Annotated in this window: 12 protein-coding genes; 3 read left to right on the top strand and 9 right to left on the bottom strand. The window is 68.3% G+C overall.

What is annotated here, in order from left to right:
- Positions 1–7 precede the first annotated feature (7 nt).
- From O7608_RS15775 to O7608_RS15735, 9 genes are all read right to left on the bottom strand, one after another.
- Positions 8–2,746, bottom strand: a complete 2,739-nt coding sequence (locus O7608_RS15775; RefSeq protein ID WP_289210689.1) for a hypothetical protein — start codon at positions 2,744–2,746, stop codon at positions 8–10.
- Between the two features lie 6 nt (positions 2,747–2,752).
- Complete coding sequence (gene eccB / locus O7608_RS15770) at positions 2,753–4,108, bottom strand: type VII secretion protein EccB (protein ID WP_289210688.1); 1,356 nt, start codon at positions 4,106–4,108, stop codon at positions 2,753–2,755.
- Between the two features lie 5 nt (positions 4,109–4,113).
- Positions 4,114–5,523, bottom strand: a complete 1,410-nt coding sequence (gene eccD, locus O7608_RS15765) for a type VII secretion integral membrane protein EccD (protein ID WP_289210687.1) — start codon at positions 5,521–5,523, stop codon at positions 4,114–4,116.
- 13 nt (positions 5,524–5,536) lie between these two features.
- Positions 5,537–9,517 (bottom strand): type VII secretion protein EccCa, encoded by a 3,981-nt coding sequence (eccCa, locus tag O7608_RS15760; RefSeq protein WP_289210686.1) that lies wholly within the window; start codon positions 9,515–9,517, stop codon positions 5,537–5,539.
- A gap of 70 nt (positions 9,518–9,587) precedes the next feature.
- On the bottom strand, positions 9,588–9,932 hold the full coding sequence (locus O7608_RS15755) for a hypothetical protein (RefSeq protein ID WP_289210685.1): 345 nt from the start codon (positions 9,930–9,932) through the stop codon (positions 9,588–9,590).
- The gene (locus O7608_RS15750) at positions 9,925–12,537 is read right to left on the bottom strand and encodes a hypothetical protein (protein ID WP_289210684.1); all 2,613 of its coding nucleotides are present in this window, start codon (positions 12,535–12,537) and stop codon (positions 9,925–9,927) included. The genes O7608_RS15755 and O7608_RS15750 overlap by 8 nt, the downstream gene beginning before the upstream one ends.
- A 67-nt stretch (positions 12,538–12,604) precedes the next feature.
- On the bottom strand, positions 12,605–13,561 hold the full coding sequence (locus O7608_RS15745) for a hypothetical protein (protein WP_289210683.1): 957 nt from the start codon (positions 13,559–13,561) through the stop codon (positions 12,605–12,607).
- Positions 13,562–13,657: 96 nt separating this feature from the next.
- Positions 13,658–13,960 (bottom strand): WXG100 family type VII secretion target, encoded by a 303-nt coding sequence (locus O7608_RS15740; protein WP_289210682.1) that lies wholly within the window; start codon positions 13,958–13,960, stop codon positions 13,658–13,660.
- A 45-nt stretch (positions 13,961–14,005) separates the two neighbouring features.
- Positions 14,006–14,326, bottom strand: coding sequence for a WXG100 family type VII secretion target (locus O7608_RS15735; RefSeq protein WP_353850546.1), 321 nt, complete (start codon positions 14,324–14,326; stop codon positions 14,006–14,008).
- 340 nt (positions 14,327–14,666) lie between these two features.
- On the opposite strand from O7608_RS15735, the gene O7608_RS15730 reads away from it, so the two are divergent.
- The 3 genes from O7608_RS15730 to O7608_RS15720 all read left to right on the top strand — a co-directional run bounded on the left by O7608_RS15730 (position 14,667) and on the right by O7608_RS15720 (position 26,359).
- Positions 14,667–15,086, top strand: a complete 420-nt coding sequence (locus O7608_RS15730) for a YbaB/EbfC family nucleoid-associated protein (protein ID WP_289210681.1) — start codon at positions 14,667–14,669, stop codon at positions 15,084–15,086.
- A gap of 77 nt (positions 15,087–15,163) precedes the next feature.
- Positions 15,164–16,069, top strand: coding sequence for a hypothetical protein (locus O7608_RS15725; protein WP_289210680.1), 906 nt, complete (start codon positions 15,164–15,166; stop codon positions 16,067–16,069).
- Between the two features lie 9 nt (positions 16,070–16,078).
- A complete protein-coding gene (locus O7608_RS15720) occupies positions 16,079–26,359 on the top strand; it encodes a DUF6531 domain-containing protein (protein WP_289210679.1) in 10,281 nt (3,426 codons plus the stop codon).
- Positions 26,360–26,371: the final 12 nt, after the last annotated feature.

The following is a 26,371-nucleotide window of genomic DNA, read 5'->3' as shown; positions in this document are numbered from 1 at the left end:
CGCCAGGTCACCTCCCCTCTTCAGACGATGGCCGCAGGAGACCGGGAAGGGTGCCGAAGCGGCCGGTTGCCGCGTGGCCGACACGCCTGCGGCCGTCGGTGCCGGTCCACCGCTCGATGCTGCGGCGCATCGACGTGACGGCAAGTTCGTCAAGCGACAACCGGTTCGGGTCGACGCGGCCGTCCTCGTCGACCTCGTTGGTACCGAGCTCGCGCAGCAGAATGCTGCCGCGACGCCCCCCGTCCGGCTCCCTCAGTTCAAGAATCTTGAAGTGGGTGCCGGGCAGGAAGACGACCCGGTCGTCGACGTGGTCGTCGCCCTCCGGCTCCAACAACGCGGTACGGCGGGCGGTCATCGACCAGATCAGCAGATCAGTGTCGCCGACCTGCGCGGCGCAGGGCGCGGTCAGCATGGTGACGAAGCTCCAGTCACTGACAAGGTTCCGCTCGCGGTACATCGCCCATTCCTCGGCGAGCGGGCTCAACCGGGCGACGGTGCTGCCACGGAACGACGGCAACCGGGACAACCCGGAGACAGCGCAGCGGGCGAACGGCACATGCGGACCGTTCACGCCGGTACGCAGGCCGGCGTCGACGCCCACCCCCCGGGCAGTGAGAAACAGCCGGGCCGCGACGGAGTCGACGAGAACGTCGTCCGGGGTGCCGGCACCAGCTGACTTCATACCGGGGTGCTCGGACATGATCCGCGAAACCGAGCTGGCCATGACGTCGAAGTCCCGGCTCAGCGAACGACGCAGCCAGGCCCGTTCCTCGGTGATGCCGCGCCGGGGCAGCAGAGCTGCGGAGTCCGCCCCCGCCACGGGCTGCAGCCGGACACCGGGGGACGCCGACACCGGGGCGGATTCCTTCGCGTCGACGGGCCCCACCGCCGTGGCGACGGGCGAGTCCATCCCGGCGGCATCCGGCGCCGGTGCGGACCCGGCGGACCCGTCGATCCCGGCAGGCTCGGCACCCGGATCGGGTACCTCGATCGACGACTCGGTCGGTATCTGGATCGGAGCTGGTGGGGGCGGCGGGGGAAGGTCAATCGACGGGGTTCCCGGCGGCTGGCCCGGCACGTCAGGTCGCGGCGCGCCGGACTCGTCGGCGACCGGCCCGATCGCTGACGGGGCGCCCGGCCCGACACGCCCCTCGGCCGGCAGGGCGGACGAGGCAACGAGCGACTCCGGCATCGGCCGGGGGAGCCGTAAAGTCGGCGCGGATCCCAGGGAGGCTTGCGCCACCGACGGCGCGGAACCCAGGGCGGCCTCCGCCACCGACGGCGCGGCGCCCAAAGCGGCTTCGGCCGCTGGCTCCGTCCGCGCGATCGCAGGTGCCGGCGGCTGTGCGATCGCGACCACGGTGGTCACCGAGATCGGGTGCGGCCGGGGCGTGATCACGGTAGGTTCCGCGCCGCTCGGGTGCCGATCGCCTGGCCGGTCCGGCGCCGAGGTGAGGACCGCGTGGGCGCGGCCGGCCGGCCGGAGCTCCGGCACCAGCACGGACGCCGCCACCAGGTCGGTGATCTGGCCCAGGTTCCCGTCGACCCGAGCGGTCAGATCCTCGGCCAGCTCACGCATCCGGGCCGCCTGACCCGCCTCGGTGTCGTCGAACACCATCGTCGCGCTCTCCGGGTCGAGCGCCGATCCTCGGATCCGTTCCGCGTTGCCCGGCTCGTCCACCGGGCGGATCCACAGCCCGGCCTCGACCACCTCGACGACGGCGTCCGGCGCGTACCAGTAGACCCGGGGACTGATCTCCTCGGCGTCGGGTAGCGGTCCGCGGTGGCTCAGCACGACAGGACGGCGGGCGCGTGAGTTCGGATGCGCCCGCGGTACGTAGCCGAGCTCCAGAGCGAACGGTGGCCAGCCGAGCACGCCGTCGGCGCGTACGGTCCGGATCTCGACCTTGCCGGGAGCACCGATCGGGACTCCCGTGTAGCAGACGACGTTGGTGCCCAGCAGATCGGCGAGGGTCTGGCCGAACGTTTCACCGGCCGGCATCCGCACGTCGCCGTACCGGACGAAACGGGTACGGAGTTGACTCTCCACGTCCAGCTCACGCCAGAACCTGACGACGTCGTCGAGTGCCAACGGCGCGGTACCCGGGCAGCCCAGAAGCACGGTCATCGTCTCCGGCTGGCACGGCACGTCGACGACGAGGCGACGGCGGTGCTCGTCGGTGACCTGCGGGACGCGCACATCGTGGATCCACACCCCGCCGGGCAGCGGCTCGATCTCCCCCGTCGAACTGGACGGCCGGCGTTCGGTCGCGGCAGCGTCCCACGACGGGGTCGGATAGCGTTTGGATTCCCAGGCCGGTGGCTTACCGGGGCGGAAGCGTACCCAGCCGCTACCAGGTTTGGAATGGACGAACAGCGCCCCCGCCGCGCCACGGACGAGGTCGCCGTCCGGTGCGATGACCGTACGGTTGAGCCGCTCGGACAGCCACTGCCCGGCCATCGCCGCCGTATCGTGCCGTTGCCCGCAGGTGACCAGTCGGATCCCGCGACGGCGACGCGGCAGCACCCCCGCCATCGACTCCCAGGAGTTGATCGACATTCCGCTGCCGAGGTCGAGAATCACCACGTCGTTGTCGGCGTCCGCCACGACCGAAAGTGCGAGATCCTGTGCCTCGCCGCTGATCTCGTCGCGGTGGTGCAGGACGAGCGCGTTGCCGACGGTGTGCCGCGCCACGTCACCGGGGTCGGGTCGTCCGCCGCGCAACAGGTCTCTGATGGATGCCATGGACAGCTACCCCCTTGCCAGACTGAGGACGCCGGTACGGCTGAGCGCGGGCCCCTGGGGCAGGGCCGCCAGCAGCTCGCTCGGGAACGGGACGGCGCTCGCCGTACCGAGTCGGAGCGCGGCGAGCGTGTCCGAGCCGACGAGCCGGTGGGCCACGCCGTTGTCCGAGATCAGTGTGACCTCCGTACCCCCGTCGGTACGGGGGCTCGGGGTCACCGTCATGCCGGACCCCGGCTCGACCAGCACGGTGGTCTCGCCGTCGGCACCGACCGCGGCCCAGTGCCGTCCGGTGAGGACGACTTCGCTGGTCACCGCGTCCGCACCGAACGGTCGTTGCCGTACGCAGAGCACCTGGTCGCCCGGGTCATGCCAGTGATGACCGGTCAGGTCGGGCAGCCGCCCGGTCAGCGTCCGGTCAGCGGAGCGGGGGGCCGAGGCGACGGTGGCCGCGTCGAGCTCCACCGCGGTGTCGCCGCCGCTGACCGTGGCGAGGACGAACTCCATCCGGTCGATCGGGGCCAGCCCGTCGGTACGGAGCACGAAGAGCTGTTCCTCGCCAACGGCCGGACGCTGCCGGAAGAGCGTGCCTACCTGGTAGGACCGGTCGCCGATCCGCGGGCCGGAGCGCCCAGCGTCGGGGATCTTCGCCGGCCCCAGGGTGACTCCGGTCGGCAGCCAGTCGAGCCACTCCGTCGGTGCCATCGGCACCCGGGCGTTCGTGGCACCGAGCGCGACCAGCACCGAGTCGTCCTGCACCGGAAACTTGTAGAAGTCGGCGAGCAGGTACAACCCGCCCCTCGCGTCTCGTACCACCGCGAAGGTCCGCTCGGCCAGCGGTGTGGCCGGGGCGTGCGGATCGAGGTTCACGCCGAGTCGCGAGCCAGGCTGGTCCACCACCGAGCCGGGCAGGCAGGCGAGCCACGGGCCCGCAGCCAGGGCGGCCGCGTCGGGTACGGTCTGCGGCGCGTCGGGGATACCGATCTCCGGGCCGCGCGGCAGGTCCTTCAGCGACTTCCCGGAGATCAGCTTCACGGTGGCCGATGGACCTTGCAGCAGCAGGGCGGAGGTCAGGTTCGACGTCGGGTACAGCACCCCGGCCCGGTAGACGTACCGCGTCCCGGTCTCCTTTTCCACCAGGATCACGCCTGCCTGCAGGTACGCCTTGCTACCGCCGGGCACGATCCAGCCGTACACGGCGAGTCCGCCGCCGATCAGCAGGACCAGGATGACCCCGATCATCAGTCCGGTCAGGGCCCGTTGACCCGGGATCCGGGCGCTGGTCGGGTCACCTTCGACGAGGGCCGAGCTGAGCCGGCCCATCATGAAGGTGTGGGCGTGGACGTGGTCGCGTTGGGTCTGCACGGCGGTTACCCGAACAGTCCGCGGGCCCAGGCGTAGATTCCGAGGATCTGCGCCAGGATTGGAAGCACGGCGACGCCGGTGGTGACGTCGAAGAAGGTCGCCGAGTACTCCCAGAACGGCAGCATCCGCCGGGGCCAGGGACGCAACGCCGCCATCACCAGCGGCACCACCAGCACGACAAGCGAGCCGAGCAGGATCCAGAGCCCTGCTGGCGGCATCATCTCGGAGAGCTTCACGACGACCATGAGGTAGCCGACGCTACCCGCGACGACGAGTGCGATCCGTTGCCAGACGCCGAGGAAGGTACGCGAGCGCAACAGGATTGCACTCGCGACCACCAGCACGAAGGTCCAGCCAGCCCACCCGTTCTGGCGCATCGTTAGGTGGAACAGCACAGGCAGGACGACCGCCGAAGCGATCAACGCCACGGCCAGGTACGTGTCCGCGTCGTCGGTGCGCCCCCGGACCAGACCGGGCGGGGCGGGCTCGATGTCGTAGGACATGTCTTCGCTGCTCTTCGGCAGTTGCGGACCGCGCAACCGGGCGAGCTTCACGACGATCCTGGGTGCCAGCACGATCAGGGCGAAGATCATCGTGACCGCCGTGGCCGCAGTACGTGGCACGCTCATGCCGCTGACCGCGCCCAGCAGCATGACCAGTACGGTGACCAGACCCACCAGCCCGGCGGTGAGGACGGGACGGACCGGCAGGGACGGGGCGACGGTCCGCTGGGCGACGAGCAGCAACGCGGCGACTGTCGACAGGGCCACAGCTGCGGCGAGACCGCCCTCGGCGGACAGCGCGAGATGGCCCGGCGTGTCGTCGACCGCTCTCGACGCGGCCAGGGCGGTGAAGCCTGCGGCGGCGGCACCGAAGAGCAGCGAGAACGCGCCGTCGGCCAGGCGTCGGCCACAGATCAGCGCGGCGGTGGTGAGCATCGCGCCGAGCACGCCCGCCGCGACCACCTGCGGCAGCTGTTGGTGGTGTCTGGTCAGCACCACGGCGGTGGCGGCCATCCCGACGGCCGCCAACGCCAGGAACAGGCTCCGGCGGTACTCGGGCTGCCATCGGTCGTCGCGGCGGTTGACGGCGATGGCCACCCCGTCGGCGAGGTCGTCGAAATCGAGCTCGGGCAGGGGACTCTCGGCCGGCCGTAGGTGCAGTTCCTCTCCTTCCAACCAGTCCAGGCTCTCCGGTGTACCGGTCAGTTCGAAGGGTGCCTGTCCGAGGCGCTGCAGGACCCATGCCCCTCCTGCGGTGCCCGCCTTTGCGAGGTAGCCGGTGTCGGTGGTCCGCTCGACCAGCAGGGGCAACAGGGCGGCCACCGTGGTGGTGACCGGAATCGCCAGATCGACTCGGCGAGCCGGGCCGATCACGGTGATCCGGCAGAGGTCGACGTTGAGTGTCGCAGTCACCCGTGCATCCCTTTCATATGACATGGCCCGTCTGAATCAGCTTCACGCCGCGACGGGTGACCAACTGGGCACGCCCGGGCGGCAGGCGACGGGGAGCCGCCTCACCAAGGAACTTGCCCTCTTCCTTCGGATAGGACAGCAGGGTCGCCGGCGTACCCAGCTCCCACATGCGACGTAGGACCGGGTCCATCATGGCTCGGATCGCGCCGGAGGTACTGCGGGCGATCACCAGATGAAGTCCGATATAGACCCCCTGGGCCAGCAGCGGCAGTACCGGGTCGAGGACCGATCCCGGCCCCGACGACCGGGTCATCAGGTCGTAGTCGTCGACAATCAGGAACAGCTCCGGACCTTCCCACCAGTCGCGGCGGCGCATCCGTTCGGAGGAGACGTCCGGGCCGGGTACGCGTCGGTCCATCGACACCGCGGTCTGTCCGGCCAGCTCGTAGAGCTTGTCTCCGGTGAAACCGAACCCGACCTGGTACTCGGGGGTGATCGCGGTGTCGAGATCCCGGCGCGAGTCGCCGAGGACGACCTTCGCACCGGACGGCGGGTAGTGCTGCTGGATGGCCCGTAGCACCAGCCGGAGCATGTTCGACTTGCCGGTCTCGTTGTCTCCGAACACCAACAGGTGCGGGGTGACCAGGAAGTCGTGCCAGACCGGGGCGAGTCGCTGCTCGTCCAGTCCGAGGCAGATCCTGAAGCTCGGCTCGGGTGCCGGCAACTTGTCCGCCGGAAGCTGGGTGGGGAGCATCCGTACGCCCGGCACGGGCGGGCCGGTCCAGAAGGTGGCGACTTCCTCCACCGCCGACTTGGTCGCCTCGGCGAGGTCGTCGGCTCTCGATACGCCGTCCATGCGGGGAAGCGCGGCGAGGAAGTGCAGTCCGTTGTTGGTCAGGCCGCGCCCCGGCAGGTTCGGCACGGTCGCCGCCTTACGCGAACCCACCTCCGACTCCATGGAGTCAGCGAGCCGAAGCTCCAACCGGGTGCCGAGCAGGTCCCGCAGCCAGGTACGCATCTCGGACCACCGGGTGGCGGAGACGATGACGTGGATGCCGTAGGAGAGCCCACGCGAGGCCAGTTCCTGGAACTTCGGTTCCAGGTCGGCGAAGTCCTGCTTCATCGTGTACCAGCCGTCGACGACCAGGAACACGTGCCCGTACGGGTCGTCGATCTCACCACGGGCGCGAGCCGCCAGGTAGGTGGTCACCGAGTCGAGCCCGCGCTTGGCGAACTCGTACTCCCGGCGCTCCATGACCTGCGAGACCTCCTCGATGGTACGGACCACCCGGTCTCGCTCCATCCGCGACGCGATGGAGCCGATGTGCGGCAGCCCGGCGATGGAGGCGAGGCCACCGCCGCCGAAGTCGAGGCCGTAGAACTGCACCTCGCGTGGGGTGTTGGTGAAAGCCAGGGCGAGGATCACACTGCGCAGCAGGGCGGATTTGCCGCTCTGCGGCGCACCGGCGATGCCGATGTGCCCGTCTGCGCCGCTGAGATCGATGATGAGCAGGTCGCGTACCTGGTCGGCGGGCCGGTCGACGATGCCGACCGGAACCCGCAGCCGTCCATGGGCACCCGGGTCGTCGACCGTCATCCCGCGCTGCGGATCCGGCACGACGCTGGGTAGGAGCGTGTCCAGGCTGGGTGCGACGGACAGCGGCGGCAACCAGACCTGCCGGGCCGGCGGGCCGGCGCCGGCGAGCCGGTCGAGCAGGACGTCGGCGAGACTCGGGCCGGTCGCGGCCTCGACCTTCTCGGCTGTCTGAACGGCTTCCGACGCGGTGTCGTGCCCTGGCTCGGTCACCCGGGCCCGACCCGGATCGTGCCGGACGTCGACCTGACCGGTGACGAACGGGACGACTTCGGCGATCATCGGCCGTTCGTCTTCCGCCTCGTCGGCTCTGTCCCGTCCGGCTCCGTGGTACGGCCCGGACACGTAGGCGGATTTGAACCGCACCAGATTGGTGGTATCGATCTTGAGGTAGCCGTTGCCGGGCTCGGGCGGCAGCTCGTACGCCTTGCCGACGCCGATCACCGACCGCGACTCCATCGACGAGAAGGTACGCAGCGCCAGCCGGTACGACAGATGCCCCTCGACCCGGTTGATCCGGCCCTCGTCGAGGCGCTGCGAGGCCAGCAGCAGGTGCACGCCGAGTGACCGACCGAGCCGACCGATCGAGACGAAGAGATCCATGAACTCGCCCTTGCTGGACAGCAGCTCACTGAACTCGTCGACGACGATCAGCAGGACGGGGAACGGCACGAGGTGCGCACCAGCGGCGCGAGCCTTCTCGTAGTCGAACAGGGAGGCGTAGCCGCTGGAGCGCAGCAGTTCCTGACGCCGGGTCATCTCACCGTTGAGCGCGTCCTGCATCCGGTCGACGAGCGGCAGTTCGTCGGCGAGGTTGGTGATGACCGCCGACGTGTGCGGCAGTTTCTCCATGCCGAGGAAGGTCGCGCCGCCCTTGAAGTCGACCAGGACCAAGTTGAGGATCTCGGACGAGTGGGTGGCGGCCAAAGCGCAGACGAGGGTACGCAGCAGCTCGCTCTTGCCGGAGCCGGTCGCACCGATCAGCAGGCCGTGCGGTCCCATCCCGCCCTGTGCGGACTCCTTGAGGTCCAGCTCGATCACCTCACCACCCTCGGTCACCCCGATCGGTACGGTCAGGCGGTTGCGCTGCGGCGCGTGGCTACGCCACAGGGCCGCTACGTCGAAGGTCCTGGCGTCCCGGATGCCGAGCAGGGTGGTCAGTTCGAAGTCGCTTTCCAACGGCTCCTCAACCACGTCGAGGGTGCCGCTGGTCCGTTTCGGCGCGATGATTCTCGCCAACGCCTCGCACTCCGTGGCGGCCATCCCGTCCGCCAGCGCGGATCCGACGCTCTCCCCAGCGGGGAAGGTGACCCGGTCCGACTCCAGGGTCAGCCGTAGCACCTTGGGCCCGCCGGGCATCTGACCGGTCAGGTCGAGCAGCACCAGGTTGCGGATGCCCGCGCCGAGCAGCCGCGAGCTGTCCGGTAGGTCGGTCAGGTGAGCAACGACCACCACGAACGGCTCGGTGGACGATGGACGGGACTCCCGGTCGTGGTCGCCCCGGTCGGTGATCTCCGACCCGAGCAGGTCGATCAGCTCGTCGTGGTCGGCGGCGAACAGACGCACTGGCCCGGCAGCGTCGATGGCAGTCGGATGGGCGTTGTGCGGCAGCCACTTGATCCAGTCCCACTCCCCCTGGTGCACCTCCGGCGTAAGGACCGCCACCCGCAGCTCGTCCGGGGCGTGCAGGGTGACCAGGGCCGCCACCATCGACCGGACCAGACCGATCGCCTTGTCCGCCTCGCCCTCGAACTCGACGCTGGTGAAGCTTCGCAGGCCGACCGAGGTCGGAATACCGGACACCGTGCGGTACGCCTCGGAGAACCGTCGCAAGGAGATCGACGAGAGCGGTTCCAGGTCCTCGATCGGTTTGGTCTGCGGAGGCAGGAACCGCAGCATCGCGTTCTGCCGGCCGAGCCCGATCCGGACCCGGCCGAAGTCGTCGTGGCTGGGGCGTCGTTCCCACAGTCGGCTGCTCATCGCCACCGACCACAACCACTGCGGCTGCGGATGGTTCCACACGACCGCCTGGCGCTGATCCTCAGCCGCCTTCCGGGCCTGCCGACGGAGCTGGGCGATGTAGCGCAGGAAGTCCCGGCGCTCGCCACGCATCTGGCGCTTGCGCTCCGCGGCGGCCCGACCGATCTGCATGACGCCCATCAACAGCATGCCGACGGCCATCGCTCCGCCCATCACATACATGACTGGCGCCCGGCTGTAGAGGCCGAACATGGCCATCATCGCGCCCATGCCCAGACCCATCGGCACGATCATGGCGAACGAGCGGAAGTCGAGCGGCGCCTCCTCCGCCATCAGCGGAGGCTCCTGCAGTTCCACCTCCCCTTCCGGGTCCGCCGGTCCGGCCGCGCGCGGTGGCCTCTTGACAGTGATGGTGCTCATGCCAGCACTCCATAGTGCCGGCGACGGTCGCCGGACGATGTCAGGCCCGAGTGCCGTTGCCTCGGGACGCTCATCCGAGCCCCCCAGTTCCGCAACCGGTACCACCCCATGCCGCGTCGTCCTGGCGAAGCAGCCCGACCGCGTACCGGTCGGCGCGGCGCTCGGACGGGTACTCGTCGTCCCCGTCGCTCTCGCTGATTCCCCGGCGCCGGGTGGACTGGCGGGACTCGGACTGCTCCCGCTCTCGCCGCGCCGCCTCGTCCATTTCCCGCTGCCGCTGGCGCATCAGCTCCAGCCGTTCGGCGTTGGTGTAGTCCGGTCCCCCGCAACGCAACGGTCTGGCCTCAGGCTCCGGCGCCGCCGGTCGCCCCCGTCGCCAGGCTTCCAGCGGCCTCGGCTCGACGTCGTCACGCATCTCTTGCCTCCATCTCACGCTCGGGTTCCGGACCGCGTAGCCACCAGATGCCGTCCGGGTCGTCCCAGTGCGACGGGTCGGCTGCCTCCTCCGCCGGCCGCACGATCGGTACCCGGTCGTCCGTTCTCTTCCGCTGGTCCAGGTCGGCGCCGGCCCAGACGACCTCGTCCTCCTGCAGCAGATCCGCGGCGTCCGGGCGGTCGACCGGCTCACGGTCCTCAGCCGTGTTGACCACCGGAGGTACGCCGAAGGCGACTGGCGCGGCTGGTCGGTCCGCACCCGTCTGCCGGGCCGGCACCGCTGCGGGGCGCTGCCCGGCGGCGGGTCCCGGCACGTCGGATACGGACGTCCCGGCCGACGCCGCCGGGTCGGTCGGGGCGCTTGACTCGTCGCGAGGCGCTTCGACCGGTACGGTGCCCAACCCGGCACCGCCGGCCGTCGCTCCGCCGGGTGCCTGCGGGCCGGCGGGCAGGTCCGGCCCGACAGCGGCCCAGTCGTCGATATCTCCCTCGACCAGTCCTGCGGCGTCCGGACGGTCCGGCTGGCCGTTGCCGCCCGACTGCGCTCCGGGTGACCCGGGTGCTCCCGGCATGGGCGGCACCCCACCGACCGGTCCGGAGTGGGTGCCGGGAGCGAAACCCGCGTCGGGCTGTCTGGACGACTGTGACGGCGTCGCGATCGGGGGCGGGGTCGAAAAGCCAGTCGGATTCGCGGGTGTTCCTTCGCCGCCCAGTCCGGCACCCCCGGCACTGGCCCCGGCAGGCGCGTCGGGTACGTCGACCGTACCGGTGGGCGGTTGCCAGTCCTGCAGGTCGCCGTCGACCAGCCCGGCGGAGTCCGGACGGTCCGGCACGCCGGAGCCACCCCCGGCACCCGCCCCCGGAGCACCCGGCGCTCCGGGCATCATCGGTGGCACAGCTCCTGGTGGAGCCGATCCTGGTGGAGCCGACCCCGCTGGCGGTTGTTCGTTCCGGGGCACCGGGCTGATTTCCGGGACCTGGTCGAGGCCGCCACCGCCCGGGCTGACTCCGCCGGGCGCGTCCGGAGCCGCCGACCCAGGTTCGCCCGGGGTCCAGTCCGACCGGTCACCGTCGACCAGACCTGAGGAATCCGGGCGGTCCGGTGCCGCTTCCCCGCCGCCGAGGCCGGGACCGGGCGCGCCAGGTGCGCCCGGCATCGGTCCGGGCACTGGTGAACCAGGATTGGACGGGCTACCCGCAGGGGGCTCGACGACCGGTGGCTCGGACCCCGGAGCGGGAACCTCCGGCAAATCCACCCCACCACCCGGAGCGGGAACCTCCGGCAAATCCACCCCACCGCCGGGGGCGGGAGCCTGCGGTGCGCCGCCGTTCGGCGGTTGGCTGCCGCCACCCGGCGCGGGGGTGTTCGGCACCGGAGTGACGATCGGTGGGACGACGGGCGGCACCACGCCGGAACCGCCGCCGCCGACCTGGCCAGGATCGGCATCCGGCGAGGTGCCGGGTGGGGGAACCGCCGGGGCATCGAACCCGGGTAGCCCGTCGCTCGGCGGCTCGGTGACGACAGGGGCTGCTACGTCCGGGCCGCCACTGCCCACAGATCCGCCGACCGGACTGTCGGGTAGTGCCTCGGGTCCGGTGACCGGTGGGCTCTCGACTGCAGGAGGTTCTGCCACCTCCGGTGGCGGCTCGACCGACGGTGAAACGGGCGGCGGCTCTGTCGAGGGTGGAGTAGGTGGCTCCGTCTGGGGCAGAGTCGGAGGCTCGGAGGGTGGCTCGGTGGGAGGCTGGGTCGGAGGTTCGGTGGGAGGCTGGGTCGGCGGTTCAGCCGGTGGTTCGGTCGGCGGCTCGGTCGGAGGCTCGACGGGTGGTTCCGTTGGTGGCAGGGTCGGCGGGCCGGTGGGCTCGGGAATGCTGTCCGGGCTGAGGCTGCCGTCTCCGCTCGGTGACACGACCTTCGGCACGGTCAGTACGTACTGGTCTGCCAGCGTCAGCGCGACCTCCAGCATCTGGTTGGTCATCGGACGGGCGAACCGGGTCGAACTGATCGCAACGTTCCCGCCGTCCGTGTGGGCGACGTCGTCTTTGGAGGCCGCGGCGATCTTCGCCCACGCTTTGTCCAGATAGTCGAGCTGCTCCTGCGCCCAATGGAGGTAGTGTGAGTCTTTCATAAGCTGGTTCGGCAGGGTCGCCGAGCCGCTCATGCCAGCACCGCCACGCAGGCGCTCTGCCTGGTTGCCGAGGAACTTGGCGTAGTAGTCCATCTTCGCAAGGAAGGCATCGGCTGCGGTTCCCTGCCACGCCTTCTCTTCACCGGCGATCGCGTGCGACTGCACGCTGATGAAGGTTTCCAGCCACTCCAGGGTGTTGACCGCCTGCTGGAAAGCGCCGGCCGCGTCGGCCAGACTCTGTGCACTCACCAGGGTGCTGGCGTAATCGGCTCCCGCGTCGGTTTCGAGTGCGGAACCCCCGTTCACCGCTGCCTTGATCCGCCGCCAGCCGGGAGGGTCGGACTGAGCCCACAGCTCCAGGTCGTTGATCGGCTCAGTCGCCGTCGTCAGCGGAGGAAACGTCGCCTTGGGGTCGGAGTGGTGCGCCCACTCCTTGTCGTCTTCATCGTCTGCCATCGACTATCCACACCTGTCCGCCATCGTGCCGTCCGCCACCGCGTGCCCCGGAAATCAGGGAGCGCGCCTACTCGTCGCCGCCCGAGTCCCCGGTTTTGGCACCATCAGTGGAGACCTGGCCGAAGTCGCCGGTGTCCCCGAGGTACCCCCACGTGTCACCCATGTGTTGACCGAACTGCGCCTCGGTCATCTTGTTGAACTCTTCGGTCCGCTCCTCGAGGTCCTTGCCCGTGCGTTCGTTACCCTCTTCGGTACGCTCGTATGAGTTGGCCATCTGCAACAGGCTCTCGCGGAGCGAAAAAAGCGTCCGGTGCACCTGCACCAGCAGACCTTTGGTGTCACCTATCAGGCCGAGGTTATCGCCGCCGTTACCGGCGAGCTTCTGCCGCATCAGCTCCGCTTTGGCGAACTTGCCGGGCCGGATGTCGAGCTCGTCGAATCTGTTACTGGCGTCAAGCAGCATCCCGCCGCCTTCCCAGGCGATCTTGTCGATCTGATGCACGAAGTGCCGGATGGCCTCGGTGCTGACCTTGAGCTGACCATTCTTGTTGTCACCCCCGGTATAGGCCTTGACCTCCGGGGCATCGATGTCTCCGTCTATGTCGTACGAATCAGGCTCCTCGAAGTCAGCCCAGGAGACATTGTCCTCGTTTGCGGCGGTAGCGTGGTATTCGTCGACGAGGTCGTCCCACTTGTCCCGATCGATGACCTCGCTCTTGTACCATTCGTAGGCAGCCTTCTCGTCCGCACTGTAGGTAGACCAGTCGATGGTGTCGCTCAGGTAGGGATAGCTCTTTCCGTCATTCTCCGCCGCAATGTCGTCGTTGACCTTGTCAATGACCGCTTCGATCCATCCGGGTGGGTGCTTGTTCGGGAATCCGTCGACCTCCCCACTGTTGAACTTATCGAAGATCCCCATTTGATCTGCGGCTGGCCGATTGGGCTTATCCCAATTCAGGGACGAACTGTAGGGTTTTTCCCAATCGACGAGTGGCTCACCGTCCCCATCCCACATCGTGTCCATTTTCGTCAATTTCCTTTCTTGGTTTGGTCACGGGTCGGTCGGTCCGGCGGCGAGCCGGCTGCCGGGGGACGTACCGTCCCGGCAGCCGGCAGGAACTCAGCCGCCGCGGACGTCGTTCCAGATCTTGGTGTGCCGTTGCTCAGTCGTGCCGTAGTTCTCAGAAATCATCATCAACGTCCGGCGCGCCTGCTCCAGGTAGGTGCTCATGTCCTGCGCGGCCTGGTTCCACTGGACCTTGGCCGCGTAGTAACTCGTCCGCGCGTCACCGGTCCATTCCTCGAGACTGCGTTCGACGTTGCGCTCCATTTCAGCGAGCGCACTGGCGATACGGCCGTTGATTTGATTCATGTCATACAGTGTTGCGTCGGCCTGGTTGAAGTCGAAACGGTAGTTGGACACCGTCGGGTCCTTCCTGAGAAGCGTGGTGGTTGACCGGTCAGCGGGTCAGATGCCGGGCAGTGCCGCCCCGAAGTCCCGGGCGGCCTGCGAGGCGTCGTCCTCCGCGGCTCGGTATCCGGCGGTCGTGACGCCCATGACGTCCATCATGTGCATCAGCTCGTTGATCACGGTCTGGAACGACCTCTCCCAGTTGTCCATCGCCTGGTTGAAGCTGTTCGAGGCGTCGCCTCGCCAGCTCGCCTGCAGCGTCGCCATCTGAGTGTTGACACTGCGCAGGTGGCCGGTGAACTCCTGGGTCTTGGCGGCGAACTCGGTGGCCGCCGCCTGCATCCCGGGATCGGTGGTCTGGACCACGGGCATGGTCACAACGACACTCCTCTCGTCGTACGTCGAAGGTGTGACGACGTCGAACTCCCTGCTCGGCGATCGCCGACCCGAGTGTTCCCGGCCGCCCCGTACGACGGGCAAGCCCAGCGGTCAGCGGATGTCCGAAATGACGGGGAACTCTGCCTACTTCCCCCTAGCTCGAACGGCGGCGTCACCGTCGTGTCACCTTGCGCTGTCGCATGTCGGGAATGGACGGTGGAGCATGGAGGCGTGCGACGGGGTAAAAGCCATGCACGTTCGTGCCCGTGAACCACGATCACGCTTCCAGACCTGGCTCCGTCGGCCTGTACTGAGGGCCGCAGGGAAAGGGAGCCGGCCCATGAGCTTCGACGATCACATCGAGAAGTTGTTCGCGGAGTACCAGCGTCAGCGCAGCAACGTGCTGGACCTCCAGGAACGGATGAGCAAGATCAAGGCCACGGCCACCTCGCCGAGACGTGAGGTGACGGTGACGGTGGGGCAGAACGGGGTGCTCACCGACATCGCCTTCCCGACCGGCGCGTACCGGCGGATGCCGCCCGCTGAGCTGCAGGCAACCATCCTCCAGACCTTCGCCGAGGCCAAGGAACTGGTCATGGAACAAGCTGCGGACCTGCTCGCTCCGCTACTACCCGACGGGATGAACGCCGCCAAGATGGTTCGAGGCGAGGCTGGTGTCGACATGTACCTGCCGCCTGAGGGACCACGGATGACCAGCGGCGTCCGGCAACTTCTCGGCCTCGACCCGGAGCAGCCGTGAGCGACCTCAACGGTGCACTGTGGGTGGACCCGGAGGGCGTCATCTGGGTGAGCCGTTCCTACGACGGGCATCTCGCCATGTTCGACGGCGAGCTACGGCGTCTCGATGGCCTACGGACCCGGTACGGCGGCGCGTGGGGCGACGACGAGATCGGCAACGAATTCAGGAAGCAGTTCGACCAGACGATGGATGTGGTCGAAGGCATCATCCTGGGTGTACGAGGAACCCTGGAGTACGCCGCGACGGGCCTACGGATCAGCGGTGAGGGTTACCAGCAGGCCGAGGACGAGGCCAACGAGGCTGGCCGTGCCATCGGTGACGAGTTCGCCGTACTGCCGACTCGGTCGGCGGTGCACCCTGATCCGTCCGGTACCGACAAGCCACCGGTACAGCTCTCCCCGACGCAAAACTTCACCGTCATGGAAGAAACCCCTGACCGCACCGACAACCCAGCCACACAACTCACCCCAACACAGAATTTCATAGTCATGGAGGAAGCCCCCGACCATGCCGACGAGCCACCGGTACAGCTCTCCCCGACACAGAACTTCACCGTCATGGAAGAAACCCCTGACCACACCGACAACCCAGCCACACAACTCACCCCAACACACAGTCTCTCGATCAGAGCCGAAGCGCCGGGCGACTCCGCCGCCGCGATGCCGCTGCTGTCCTCGCATGTCACCTACCGCACCGACGGGGTCCTCATCGACGGAGCCCCGGTTCCCGAGGGTTACGAGCTGCAGAAGCTGAACACGTTCGGAGACGGCGTCGCCCGGCTAGACCTCAACTGCTACGACTCGGTCCAACCGCTGGTGGACCACCACGTCGTCGCCGGACCGGACAACCGACCCGTCGACCCGGGAGACGGCCAGTTGTTCCTGGTCAGGACCCGGGATGACGCCGACTTCGACCCGGCGTCCCCTGGATACCAACCGATGTTGGTCAGCTTCCTACCCGACGGCACCGCCGTTCCGATCTGACCCGCGCTCATGGTCAGCTTCAACATTCCCAACGATCCGAACTGGCAGTGGGCGTACGACGCGATTCTGTACACGGTCGGCGAGAGGTTCCCCAAGGGCGATCCGCCAGAGCTGAAGGCGTTGAGCGTCGAACTCGACGCCTTCGGGCGGGACCTGCTGAGCACCGTCGCGGCGATCCAGGCCCTCGGCGCGGGACTGCACGGCAAGCTCGACGGCCCGGCGGCCGACGCGTTCACCCAGTTCCACCGCACTATCACCGATCCGGTGCCGCAGGGAACGCGGCGGGCGCTCGTGGCGAGCAACATCGCCGACCAGGCCAATCAGCAGATCGACTACGGGCAGGTCCAGATCGTCGTCGCGGCGTTCGTGATCGTCCTCGACATCGCCCTGGCGATGGCCTCGGGCTTCGGCGCCTCGCTGGTCCCGTCGTACCTCAAGATCGGCCAGGAGATCACCGAGAAGCTGCTCGACAAGCTGGAGAACCGGCTACACCAACTCATCGCCCGGCTCGCGCTGGAATCCGTCGAGGAGGGGGTCCAGGAGAGCGCCGAGAACGTCGCGGCGCAGGGCATCGTCCTCGCGAAGGACAACAAGAGCGGCGGCTTCGACTGGACGGACCTCGGCCTTTCCGCCGCCGGTGGCGTCACGATCGGTGCCTTCGCCAGCGGCTTCCAGCTTGTCGGCGGACGGTACTTCCCCAAACTCGCGAAAACCTCGCATGGGAAGGCCGGTCTGGGGGCGGGAGGCGAGACGCTGGGCGAGTTCGCCTTCATGGCGATGCTCGGCGCGGCAAGCGGGTTCAACCCGTTGGCCACCGCGGTCTCGTCAGCCATCGGCACGTATGCCAGCCACAACGCGTACAAGTTCGGCAAGGCGATCGGTGGCGACGACAAGAAGACTCCCGATGCCGACAGCATCTCCGATTCTGGAGACCGCAAGAATCTGGTTGAGCGCGGCAGCGGCGCGAAGGGCGAAGCCGTCGGCGGTGGCGGCGGTTCCGAGTACGGTCAGGACCCGTCCGGGAAGGGCGGGGGGCTCCAGGCCGGCTCGGAGAAATCAGCAGGCGGCTCCACCGATCCGGCGGCCGTCGGCGGGTCGGACGGGGTCGATCTACCAGCCGGAGGTGCCCAGCTACCTCCCTACAGTGCGACGCCCGGCCAGGGTAGGCCGTCGCCCGAGGGCGCACCGCCGAATCAAGCAGGACTGCCGCCGCCCGAGAGTGCGCCGCCGCCGTACGACGGCTCACTGCCCGGGGGCGCGCCCGCACCGTACGACGGTTCGCCCGCCGGGCAGGCGCCGCCGCCCTACGATGCCGCGACGGGACAGGGGCAGCCGACCGACGATGGCCTTGCCCCGACGCCGGTCGGAGCCGGAGTGGGATCGCCCCAGGGAGATCAGCATCCGCCGGCCGACAGCCCCGCTTCGCGGGCTGTTCCGAGTGGCACCGCGCCTCCGCTCGTTCCCGGCGGTGCCGCCGCGCCGGAGGGAGGCGACTCCTTGGCATCGGGCCAGGTGCCCGTAGTGCCGAACGGCGGAACCGTCGGCGGCGTAGACCCGTCGCCCGATGTCGTCCAGCCGTCAGGCGACCGACCGGGGAGCGTCGGGCAGCCGGACAGCCAACCTGTTGTCCCCGCCCCGGCCAACGACGGGCGGGGCGGGCTACCGGGTTTCGACACCACTCCTGTGGGTCAGCCCACACCTGGCGTGGAGGACTCTCCGCCACCGTTGAGTCCGGTTGCTCCGTCGGGCCCGGTGCCGTCCGCCGCCGGCATCGTCGTGGAAGCAGGCCCACAGCCGACCGGTACGCAGCCGGTGAGCCCGGCTGCGCAGAGCGTCGGCTCATTCCCAGCCGGGCCGCAGCACGACGTCGACCGGGCCGGTACGCAGCACGACGCTGCTCAGGAGAGCCCGAGCTCCGCGCACCGGGGCAGTCAAGACGTTACGCATACCGATTCGCCTCCGGCCGCGGCGGTCGTTGCGCCTACCGTCGGATCCGCCGGCGTCATTCCTGGACTGGACGGCAGCGTACCTGGACTGGACAGCGACGTCGTGGCACCGGCTGCCGCCACGTCATCGGGTACCGCCCCACCGCCCGGCGTCACTGCCCCGGTCGCACCTTCCACCGCCACCACGACCAGCGGGTCACCCGGGGGGGCCACATCCTCCTCGGCGGCCACGCAGAGCGGGCCGGCCGGCGCCCGGACAGAAAGCCCATCGACGACCGGACTCGCGCTGGGTACGTCGGGCCGACCGTCACCGGTGCCGCTCGCGCCGCTGGACACAGCGGTGGGCCCAGCCACCCAGGACCAGGTTGTGTCGCCGCTGACCTGGGACGAGATCAACGGTGCGTACGGCCGCGAGCCTGTCTCCCCGGTAGACACGTCAGCCACCCCAGCAGCCCTGGCAGAGACGCCGGCTGCGCCGGTAGACAGCTCGGTTGCCTCGGCGCACTCGTCGGTTCCCCCGGTGGACCCACCGGCTGCCGTTCCAGGACGGACCGATCGTGCGGCCGGGCACCGACCGCAGTCGCGGTCCCACGCGGACCCACCCGAGCACGGGTCCGCTGAGCAGGCCGCGCCCGCAGCGCACACGGAGCCGCAGTCGCCGTCCACGCAGCCCCAACGTCCGCCTGCCGGGCCTGTCACCGACCGGGTCGAGGCATCGCCACCGGTGGTCGCGGTCGACGGTCCCGCGATCGAGGCTCGGTCTACGCCACCTGCCGTCGCGGGCACCGAAGCTGCGGTGCCGGCTGAGGCCGACCACGCGCCGGAGTCGGTCGCCGCGTACGAGCATGGCCGAGGACGGTCGTTGCGCGACGTACCGCCTGCGGTGGTCGTGAAATCGACCGCCGAGACGCTGTGCGTCGGTGACCCGATCGACGTGACGACCGGTCGCATGATCTTGACCGAGACCGACATGATCCTGCCCGGCCTGCGCCTCACCCGTACCCACCGCTCGGACTACCGCTGGGGCCGCTCCTTCGGGCCCAGCTGGGCCTCGACGCTGGACCAACGGGTGGTGACCGACGACCGGCACGCCTGGTTCCTGGCCGCCGACGGCTCGATCCTCACCTATCCGTTGCCGGCCGAGAGCGACGAGGTGCTGCCGGTCCTCGGCCGCCCAGATCGACTGCGTCGGCTGGTCGGCGGTGGCTGGGCACTCGTCACCGACGGAGCCCTGCTGCTGTTCGCCCCCGCCGGGGGCGACGGTGCGGCGATGCTGTCCGATGTCGCGGCGGCTGGTCGACGGTGGCACGTCGTCCGCGACGACACCGGCGCACCGGTGCTCCTGGCGTCATCCACCGGGGACCAGGTGGAGCTGCGTACCTCCGGGGAGCTGGTGACCGGGGCGCTGTTCGTGCCCGCCGACGGCGACGACGAGGTAGAGCTGCCGTCGTTCGGGTACGACGAGCGACGCCGGCTGGTCGAGGTACGGAACTCGTCCGGTGACGCGGTGCGGCTCAGCTACGACGAGGACGGCCGGATCGTCCGGTGGGACGACCGCAACGGGGAGTGGTACACGTACGTCTACGACCGCGCCGGCCGCTGCGTGTCCACCGATGGTGCCGGCGGGCATCTGCGGTACGCGTTCGAGTACCTCGACGGTCGCACCGTCGTGACCGACTCACTCGGCGGCGTGCACCAGTACGCGTTGAACGACCGGCTCCAGGTCGTCGCCGAAGTCGATCCGCTCGGCGGCGTCACCCGGTCGCGGTGGGACGCGGCGTACCGGCTGCGGGAACGGACCGACCCGCTCGGGCGGACGACCCGCTTCACGTACGACGACAAGGGGCGGCTGGCCGCGACGATCCGCCCGGACGGCAGCCACCACCCGGCCGGTGACGACGAGCCGCCGACCGATCTCGTACCCGGAACCGAACTGGTCCGCGACGGCCTCGGCCGAATCAGGTTGGCGCGCCGGCCCGATGGCACCGTCACCGAGTTCGGCTGGACGGCCGAGGGTGACCTGGCCTGGCGCGCGACCGCACATGGTTCCACTCAGGAATGGCATTACGACGGCGAAGGGAATCTGGTGGAGACTATCGACGCTCTGGGGCGTTCCGTGCGGATAGAGTACGGCTCGTTCGATCTACCGACGGCGCGGATCGACGAGGCGGGCAACCGTACCGAGTTCAGCTACGACACGGAGTTGCGGCTGGTCGCGGTGACGAATCCGGGTGGCCGGGTATGGCGGTACACCTACGACGCGGCCGGTCGTCTCGTCACCGAGACCGACTACGACGGTCGCACCCAGCGCTACGCCTACGACGCCGCCGGGCAGCTGACCAGCCGGACGAACGCGGCGGGCGAGACCGCCCACTACCGCTACGACCTGCTCGGCCGGGTGGTCGAGCGCCGCGTCGGCGACCTGGTCACCCGGTTGGAGTACGACGCGGACGGTTATCTCGCCGAGGTGACCAGCCCGGACGCGGTGGTGCGGTTCGAGCGGGACGACCAGGGTCGGGTGGTGGCGGAGAGCATCAACGGCCGTACCGTCCGCACCAGTTACGAAGGCGACGAGGTGGTGGCCCGGACCACGCCGTCGGGTCGGGCCAGCCGGTGGACCCTGGACGCGGATGGCCTGCCGGTCATGCTTGTCACCGGCGGGCACGTGGTGCGCTTCGGCCACGACGCCGCGGGCCGGGAGATCAGCCGGACCGTCGACGAGGTGGTCGCGCTCCGTCAGACGTACGACGCCGCAGGCCGGCTGTCGGCGCAGCACATCGCCGACGTCGCCGTACGCGGGTTCGACTACGACGGCAACGACCGGGTGGTCGGCATCACCGACACCCTCGGCGACGACCTTTCGTTCGAGGCCGACGAGGTCGGACGGATCCGCACGGTCACCGCCGCCGGCGGGGCGCGGGAGCGCTATCACTACGACGTGGCCGGTGGCCTCGCCGGCGTGGGCGACGGGCGCTGGGAGTTCGACGGCAGCATGCTCCTGCGGTCGGACGACGCGCGGTTCGACTACGACGACAGCGGCCGGTTGATTGCCCGGACCGACGCCGGGGGCACCTCGCGGTTCGTATGGGACGCGGAGGACCGGCTCGTGCGGGTCGTCACGCCGGGCGGGGACCAGTGGCACTACCGGTACGACGGTTTCGGTCGGCGGGTCGCGAAGCAGCGCCTCGCCGGTGACGGTTCGGTCGCCGAGGAGGTGTACTTCGCCTGGGCGGGCGACCTGATGGTCGAGCAGACCGACGGTGCCGACACCATCTCGTGGGACTACTGGCCCGACGGCTCGGCACCGGTGACCCAGACCGGCGGCGACCAGGGGGTGGACACCGTCGTCACCGACCTGATCGGGACACCGACCCATCTGGTCGAGTCCGGCGGTCAGCTGCGCTGGTGGTCGCGCGGTGACCTGTGGGGCCGTGGCGGTGACCCGGCGGGCACCCCGCTACGGTTCCCCGGCCAGTACCACGATGTCGAGACCGGACTGCACTACAACCGGTTCCGCTACTACGATCCGGCGACGGCCCGCTATCTGAGCCCGGATCCTCTCGGCCTGGCCGGCGGACCCAACCCGACCGCGTACGTCGACGACCCCCTCACCATCGCCGACCCGCTCGGCCTGACCGGCTGCGGCGTGGGCAAGAACAAGAGCAGCGGCAGCAGCAGCGGCAGCAGTCGACGGAGCTCACGTGAATCGGACAGCTCCAGCCGGGACGGCGGGTCGCACCGGAGAAAGCGCCATTCGCACAGCGAACCCAGCCATCATCCGAGACATGGGCGCCCTCCATCGAATAACGAACTGATGGGAATACCTGGCTCCAGCCTACTCCCAGCCGAGGACCCCACCGATCAAGTGGTTGATTCGCCCACGAGCTACTCGAATTCACCAAGCAGCTCGACATATTTGGACTTGCGACGCGAACCGCCACCAGACATCAATCCCAACTCCAGAGTCGGGAAAGCCCAGAAAGACTGGGACGAAGTCCGGGCCCGCCTGGCTGCGTACAATAGACTCCAAAAAAACAGGCGCCTACAAAGGCGTCTCGCAGCCTTCGAGGAACAGGTCAATTACGAACTGTCCCTGCAGGATGACGGCTATTCTTCGCAGCAGATCTCGGCAGCATCGGAAAAGCGCTTTGGCTCGGCCTACGACAGAGCCAAACGCTTCGCCGAAGAGTTGGCGAACAGTTATGCTTTTTCCGTCAATTCGGATTGGTGGGTGAAGCACCAAGGCGATCGAGATTTCGAGAAGAAACTCAAGAAGGAAGTTGGGCGACTTAAATCAAATCTTGCACTATGGGGCAAGCTTGGACCCGCGGTGGCCGAGCGCATCACCAAGAGTGCGGGTCAGCGAATCCTCGAATCCACCCCCGGTGGGATCATCTTTGACAATCTCATGTTCGGCACTTCCGGATACACCGACTACCCACCGATATTGGGGCGCATGTGGGAAGCATTTTCACACAAACTCGTCGATGTCTCCGGAGGGGTAATCGACGCTCATGTCTTTCGAGCCGTCATGGTCCCGAGCGTATTGCACGACGTGGAGTTTGAGGCGCTATTCGAACTTGTCAAGCAGGGTCGGATCGATGGTTTGCGCATCGTTGCCTGGGAATTCGTAAGCAAAGGCACGATAGCAAAAAGCCACGAGTATCTCATAAGCAACAGAAGCGAATACGAAGCTGTCCCCAAGCTTTACAAGGGAAAGACCACTCAATCCTTCGATGCGCAACAGAACGACCTGTATCAGCAATTTACATATCGAGAGGCAGAGAACAACCGGAAAGGATTGCAATTCACAATCCCCAACGTAACCCCAAATGAACGACGAGGCAGCGATTACATATACATGCTGTCCCAATTGTTTGAGGGCACTGACGCCAACCAGCGAAGGGAGTCGATCCTCGGAGCGGATCAAAATGCTGAATCCTTGATTGCACACTTAACTCACTTCCATACGACGTTCGGAAAATCCCCAGAGACACGCGACCTGAAGAGAAAGCTGATGGAACTTCAGGTCGCGCATCAAGACGAGGAGTCGTCCATCAACGACACGTCTGTCGGCGACATCACCGCGGGGATGTCGCGGGCACGCCTCGACTCAGATGGAAGCATCTACGTCCCCCCAACGCGACAGAATACCGGGACATGGGCCGATGCTTCGGACTTGAGTAAACCTCTTGGCTATTTTCCTAATCGTTCTATTATCGAAAACTGGGAAGCATTTTCCGAGGATTACACCTTCTCGCAACCTGCTCACCCTCAGCGCCAGGATTCGATGGCAACATCACCGAAGCGCCACTCGTGGTCACGTAGGAGGTCGAGCAAGGACTCCAACTCTTCCTCTCGAAGCTCGCGCTCGGGATCCGGTAGCCCTGGATATCATTCGAGCCGAGGAAAATCCACCTCATCGTACGCCGCCATTCAAGAAGAGGGGTACACCCAACAGGACTACACCCAACAGGGCTACACCCAACAAGATCAACCACAAGATAGCAACTCGCAACTAGCAAACTTCGGAACGAGGTACAAAGAGGGTGACGTAACATATGACCATAGATTGCCAGCAGCTACACATCCAAACGCAACCTGGACTACTTCGTCGAGCAGCGACTCGTATTACGGTGGCGCCTACGCGGGACCGTCGTTCGGTGACAATTCGCCGTACTACACAGCGAAGAGCACCGAGGAGACCGACTGCGAGGGCGACCCGATCGACGTCACCACCGGCCGCATGATTCTCACCGCGACCGATGCCGAGGTGCCGGGTCTGCCGCTGGTGCGCACGTACCGCTCCGACTACCGCTGGGGACGGTCGTTCGGCCCGAGCTGGGCCTCGCCCCTCGACCAGCGGGTCATCATCGACGGTGAGCAGGTGCGCTACCTGGCGTCCGACGGATCCATCCTGAGCTATCCGCTGGTCGGTGAGGGTGAGACGGCGCTGCCGACGATCGGGCGGGCATGGCCGCTGCGTCGGCTCGTGGGCGGGGGCTGGTTGCTCACCGACCCGGTGTCCGACCGGGTGTCGCTGTTCGCCCCGGCGGTCCACGGAGAATCGCTGGTCAGCGACATCACCGACGGCGGTCTCCGGTGGTCGATCGCCCGTGACGACGACGGCACGGTCACCGAGCTTCATTCGTCGGCCGGCGCCACGATCGAGATCTCGTCGTCCGAGGGGCTGGTGACGGCGCTGCGACTGCCGGACCATGACGGGCTGCTGGTGGAGGCGACCAGGTACGGATACGACCAGGACCGTCAACTGACCGAGGTGATCAACTCCTCGGGCGACCCCGAGCGCTTCGAGTACGCCGACGGCCGGGTGGTGCGCTGGGAGGACCGCAACGGTGAGTGGTACACCTACACCTACGACGACGCTGGCCGCTGCGTCGACACCGACGGCAAGAACGGCTACCTGCGCTACCGGTTCGAGTACTCCGACGGCCGGACCGTCGTCACCGACTCGCTCGGCGCGATGCACACCTACGAGCTCAACGACCGCCTGCAGGTGGTCGCGGAAATCGACGGGCTGGGCGCGACGACCCGTAGCGAGTGGGACCACGCGTACCGGCTGCTGACCCGGACCGACCCGCTGGGCCGGACGACCCGCTACGAGTACGACACCGAGGGACGGCAGACCGCTGTCGTCCGCCCCGATGGCAGCCGCTCCACGACCAGCTACGACGAACACGGCCGGGAAATAGCCAGGACGGACTTCGACGGGTCCACGATCACCCGGGAGTTCGACATCGATGGCCGGGTGCTCGCGGAGGTCGACGCCAGCGGCGAAGTGGTGCGGTTCGACCGGCCGACCGACGACGGCCAGGGCACGGCCGTCCAGGTCGGTCCGTCGGTCGTCGTACGCAACGCGGTACGTCAGGTCACGTCGATCACCACCGGCGAGGGCGAAACCCACTACCGCTACGACGAACTGGGCCGAACCATCGGAGTCCGCACCGGTCAGGGCATCACGCGACTCGGCTGGACCTTGGAGGGTGAACTGGCCTGGCGGGCACACCCGGACGGTAGCGTCGAGGAGTTCGGCTACGACGCCGAAGGCAACCTGGTCGAAGCGGTCGCCCGGGACGGCCGACGCACCTACTACGAGTACGGCGCGTTCGACCTGGTGACGGCACGTGTCGACGACGACGACAACCGCACCGAGTACGCGTACGACACCGAACTGCGGCTGACCACCATCACCGACCCGCAGGGCCGGACCTGGCGGTACTCGTACGACCCGAACGGCCGGCTTGTCGAGGAAACCGACTTCGACGGTCGCACCCAGCGGTACGCGTGGGACGCGGCCGGTCAGCTGGTCGAACACACCAACGCAATCGGTGAGGTCACCCACTACACGTACGATCTGCTCGGCCGGGTGATCGAGCAGCGAACCGGAGAGTCAGTGACCCGGCTGACCTACGATCCGGCCGGCCGGATCGTCGCAGCCGACGACGCCGACTCGAAGATCCGACTGGAGCGTGACGCGCTCGGCCGGGTCATCGCCGAGACGGTCAACGGGCACACGGTGTCCAGCGTCTACGACGAGCAGGCCGGTGTGGTGACCGTGCGGACCCGACCGTCCGGGGCGGTGACGCAGTGGTCGTACGACGAGTCCGGCCGGCCCCTGCTGCTGGCGGCCGGTGGGCAACGGCTCAGGTTCGTCTACGACGGCGGGCGTGAGGTGAGCCGGTCCTGGGACGCGGGTCTGTCGGTCGAACCGCCGGCGGACGACGAGGCCGCAGCCGACGAGACCCGCGACGGCGACGGCGACGCTCCGGCCGAGGTCCGGTACACGCTGGACGACGCCGGTCGGCCCAGCATCCGGTCGGGAGCCGACGGCGACTGGCGGCTCACCTGGGACCACCTGGACCGGCTGACCACGGTCACCACTCCCGACGGGAACCACTGGCGGTACCGGTACGACGCGTTCGGCCGGCGGATCGCCAAGCAGCGCCTGGACGGAGACGGCACCGTGCTGGAGGAGACGGGGTTCGTGTGGTCCGGTGACCTACTGGTCGAGCAGCACCACCGGGACGGCACCGGCCAGGTGACCACGACGGCGTGGGAGTACCACCCGACGCTGGCGTACCCGGTCGCACAGCTGACCGACGGCACGGTGCACGCGGTGGTCACCGGCGGCGCGGACGCCCCGCCGGAGCTGGTCGGCACCGACGGCAGCCGGTCGGGCGACCGCCCTGGCACGCCGGTACGGCTCGGCGGCCGGTACCTGGACGTCGAGACCGGTCTGCAGTACGACGGTCTGCGGTACTACGACCCGACGACGGCTCGTTACCTGCCCGAGTCGCGGACGGCCGCGTCAGCGGTCCGCTGATTCCCCGCCTGC

Source organism: Solwaraspora sp. WMMA2056 (genome assembly GCF_030345095.1).
GTDB lineage: Bacteria > Actinomycetota > Actinomycetes > Mycobacteriales > Micromonosporaceae > Micromonospora_E.
Note: the sequence above shows the minus strand (reverse complement) of the source record. Positions and strands in the feature narration are given on the sequence as shown.

Excerpts from the sequence above, each read along its gene's own strand:
- eccCa (WP_289210686.1), bottom strand. The coding sequence starts at position 9,517 with ATGAGCACCATCACTGTCAAGAGGCCACCGCGCGCGGCCGGACCGGCG.
- O7608_RS15720 (WP_289210679.1), top strand. The coding sequence starts at position 16,079 with ATGGTCAGCTTCAACATTCCCAACGATCCGAACTGGCAGTGGGCGTAC.
- O7608_RS15725 (WP_289210680.1), top strand. The coding sequence starts at position 15,164 with ATGTTCGACGGCGAGCTACGGCGTCTCGATGGCCTACGGACCCGGTAC.
- O7608_RS15775 (WP_289210689.1), bottom strand. The coding sequence starts at position 2,746 with ATGGCATCCATCAGAGACCTGTTGCGCGGCGGACGACCCGACCCCGGT.
- O7608_RS15745 (WP_289210683.1), bottom strand. The coding sequence starts at position 13,561 with ATGGACACGATGTGGGATGGGGACGGTGAGCCACTCGTCGATTGGGAA.
- O7608_RS15755 (WP_289210685.1), bottom strand. The coding sequence starts at position 9,932 with ATGCGTGACGACGTCGAGCCGAGGCCGCTGGAAGCCTGGCGACGGGGG.
- O7608_RS15750 (WP_289210684.1), bottom strand. The coding sequence starts at position 12,537 with ATGGCAGACGATGAAGACGACAAGGAGTGGGCGCACCACTCCGACCCC.
- O7608_RS15730 (WP_289210681.1), top strand. The coding sequence starts at position 14,667 with ATGAGCTTCGACGATCACATCGAGAAGTTGTTCGCGGAGTACCAGCGT.